This window comes from Stenotrophomonas sp. HMWF003 (genome assembly GCF_003061285.1).
Lineage (GTDB): Bacteria > Pseudomonadota > Gammaproteobacteria > Xanthomonadales > Xanthomonadaceae > Stenotrophomonas > Stenotrophomonas maltophilia_AP.
This window is the reverse complement of record NZ_QAIW01000355.1, coordinates 1-3181: the sequence shown is the minus strand read 5'-3', so window position 1 is coordinate 3181 and position 3181 is coordinate 1. Positions and strand designations below refer to the sequence as shown.

Sequence of the window (3181 nt, the reverse complement as noted above, 5' to 3'; positions counted from 1 at the left end):
CGTGCAGCCCGCGCCGACCTGGCGTAGCCTGCGCGCAGCCCGCCACTGGAGATGTCCCGTGCTGCCGAACCCGACCGCTTCCGCCCTGCCCGCCCTGTTGTCGCTCGCCATCGGCGCGGCGTTGGCGCTCGCCACGCCGTCCACGCACGCGCAGGCCACCGCCGCCGCGCCGATGCCGCCGGCAACCGTTGCCGGCCCGCCGATGCCGGTGTCGTTCAACGGCCTGCTCGACGCACAGACCATGGCCGCGATCAACGCCGATCCGGAGCTGCGCACGATGCTCGGCATCAGTGGTGACGGCCAGGCCGACACGTCCGACCAGCTCACCGATGTCTCGCTGGCGCGACGCGAGGTCAACCGCCGGTTCCTGGCCGACAACCTGGCGGCGATCACGCAGTGGCAGGGCGCCCCGCTGGATGCGCAGCAGCAGTTGAGCCGTGGCCTGGCGCGCTGGTTCTACCAGACCCAGATCGACCTGATGGCCGTGCCGTGGTCAGCGGCGTGGCTGCCGGTGGGGGGCAGCACCTATGCGGTGGACCAGTTGTTCAGCCTGCCGGTGAACCTGCCGCAGTTCATGGACAACCAGCACGCGGTCACCGATGAGACCAGCGCGGCGCACTACATCGCCCGGCTGCAGGCGATGGGACCCAAGCTGGACCAGGTGCGCGCCAACGTGGACATGCAGGCCGCGCACGGCGTGGTGCCGCCGGACGTGGCGCTGCAGGGGGCGGCGGATCAGTTCCGCACGCTGCTGGCACCCGCGCCCGGCGACAGCCTGTGGGTGACGTCGCTGCGACGCAAACTGGAGAAGGTGCCGGCGATTCCCGCCGCGCGACGCGAAGCGCTGCTCGCGCAGGCCACGCGCGCGGTGCAGCAGTCGGTCAATCCCGGCTACCAGCGCCTGCTGGCCGATGTGCAGGGCCTGCAGGCGCGCCACCTGGGCAACAAGGGCGTGTGGGCGCTGCCGCAGGGCAAGGCTTACTACGATGCCGCGTTGCGCTGGTACACCAGCACCGACCTGGACGCCGACGCGATCCACGCGGTCGGGCTGGACGAAGTGGCGCGGGTGGAGAAGCTGATGGATGCGCGATTGGCGCAGCTGGGCCTGCGCGAAGGCAGCGTCGCCGCCCGCGTGCAGCAGCTGCGCCAGGACCCGCGCTACCTGTATGCCGACAGTGAGGCCGGGCGCAAGGAACTGCTGGGCGACATCGAACAGCGCCTGCGTGACCTCGACCCGATCCTGCCGACCTGGTTCGGCCACCTGCCGCCGCAGAAGCTGGTGGTGCAGCCGGTGCCGGCGCACATGCAGAAGACCTCGCCCGGCGGCTACTACTATCCCCCGGCGATGGACGGCTCGCGGCCGGGCACCTTCTTCATCAACCTGGGCGACATCGAGTCCAACACGCGCTGGAGCATCCCCACCCTCACCTACCATGAGGGCTCGCCCGGCCATCACTTCCAGATCTCGATCGGGCAGACCCTGACCGATCTGCCATTGCTGCGCCGCAGCCTCAATCCCAGCGCCTTCAGCGAGGGCTGGGCGCTGTATGCCGAGCAGCTGATGGCCGAGGCCGGCGTGTACAAGGACGACCCGGCCGGCGACCTCGGCCGGCTGCAGGCCGAGATGTTCCGCTCGGTGCGACTGGTAGTGGATACCGGCCTGCACCGCAAACGCTGGACGCCCGAGCAGGCCGCCACCTACATGCAGGAAAAGACCGGCATGAAGCCCAGCGACGTGCGCGTGGAGATCAACCGCTATCTGGTCCAGCCGGGCCAGGCGTCGTCGTACAAGATGGGCCAGTTGCAGTTGCTGGCCCTGCGCGAACGGGCGCGCAGGGAACTGGGAACGCGCTTCGACATCCGCGCCTTCCACGACCTGGTGCTGGGTAACGGCGCGATGCCGATGACGGTGGTGGCGCAGGCGGTGGATGGCTGGATCGCGGCGGGCGGTGGCGACCCGCGGCGCACGCCCTGAGGCGCCCACGCGCAGTTTCTGCGTAAAAATACCTAGGCCGCTACGGTGTAACTCCGCTTGTCCGCCAGGGCGGCGGTACGCACAGTGAGGACAGGGTCGGCGTGACCGGCCCGGCCCCTCGCCGTCGTCCCGGAGCTTCCCATGACGCACGCACGCCCCGCCCTGCTGCTTGCCCTGGCGCTTGCCGCAGCCTTGCCGCTTCCCGTCAGTGCGCAGACCCCTGCGCCGGTGCCGGCCTCGACCCGCACCGTCGACGCCGACGCGGTGGCCGCGTTGGAACGGATGGGCAAGGCGCTGCGTGCCCTGCCGCACTTCCGCATGCACGCCACCACCAGCACCGAGTACGTGCTCGACGACGGGCAGAAACTGGCGCTGGCCGGCACCGTGGACTACAAGGTCCTCGGACCGGACCGCTTCTTCGTGGACATCCAGAGCGAGCAGCAGCACCGCCAGCTGTTCTATGACGGCAAGCGCCTGACCATCTTCGCGCCGCGCTTGAAGTACTACGCCACCCTGGACGACCTCAACCGCAGCAGCCAGGCGCTGCTGGCCGAGTCGGCCAGCCGCTACGGCCTGGAGTTCCCGCTGGCCGACCTGTTCCTGTGGGGGACGCCGGCCTTCCCCACCGATGGCTTCCAGTCCGCACTGCAGGTGGACAGCGCCCGCATCGATGGCGAGGCCACGCAGCACTACGCGTTCCGCCAGCCGGGCGTGGACTGGCAGGTGTGGATCTCCGACGCCAGCGCCCTGCCACGGCAAGTGGTGATCACCAGTCACTCCGATCCGGCGTTGCCGAGCTACCAGGCCACCCTGCAGTGGGATACCCGGCGCCCGGTCAGCGCCAGTGAGCTGGCGTTTGCTCCCGATGGCGCCACCCGCATCGTGTTCGTGCCGGTCGCACTGGCCGCGCAGGACACCCCGGCAGAAGGGAACTGAGCATGGACACGATCACTTCCCTGCGGAACGCCATCGGCACCGCCCTGCTCGTTCTGGCCGGCGCCTCGCTGCTGGCACCGGCGCAGGCGCGGCCTGGCCTGCGCGGGTTCGCGCATGCCTCCATTGGCCATGCCGGTGGCTTTGGCGGCGGCGGCATGGCGCATCCAGGCGGTGGGGGCGGCTTCGCACCGCACCCGCCCGGCCCGGCCCCGCAACCGGGTCCACGGCCCGGGCCACGGCCCGAACCGGGTCCTGGCCCGCATCCTGGTC

General features: G+C 70.5%; 2 protein-coding genes and 1 pseudogene. All 3 read left to right on the top strand.

Going from position 1 to position 3181, the window contains the following annotated elements; translation table 11 throughout:
* Nucleotides 1-1975: DUF885 domain-containing protein (locus DBR34_RS14465; RefSeq protein WP_219928300.1), on the top strand; the 1975-nt coding region annotated here is incomplete at its 5' end.
* A gap of 141 nt (nucleotides 1976-2116) precedes the next feature.
* Nucleotides 2117-2911, top strand: a complete 795-nt coding sequence (locus DBR34_RS14460) for a DUF2092 domain-containing protein (RefSeq protein WP_128097310.1) — start codon at nucleotides 2117-2119, stop codon at nucleotides 2909-2911.
* A gap of 2 nt (nucleotides 2912-2913) precedes the next feature.
* Nucleotides 2914-3181, top strand: a pseudogene (locus tag DBR34_RS21830) (hypothetical protein); the annotation flags it as partial.

Bases quoted from the DNA above. Each gene is read 5' to 3' on its own strand.
- DBR34_RS14460 (WP_128097310.1), top strand. From the start codon at position 2,117: ATGACGCACGCACGCCCCGCCCTGCTGCTTGCCCTGGCGCTTGCCGCA.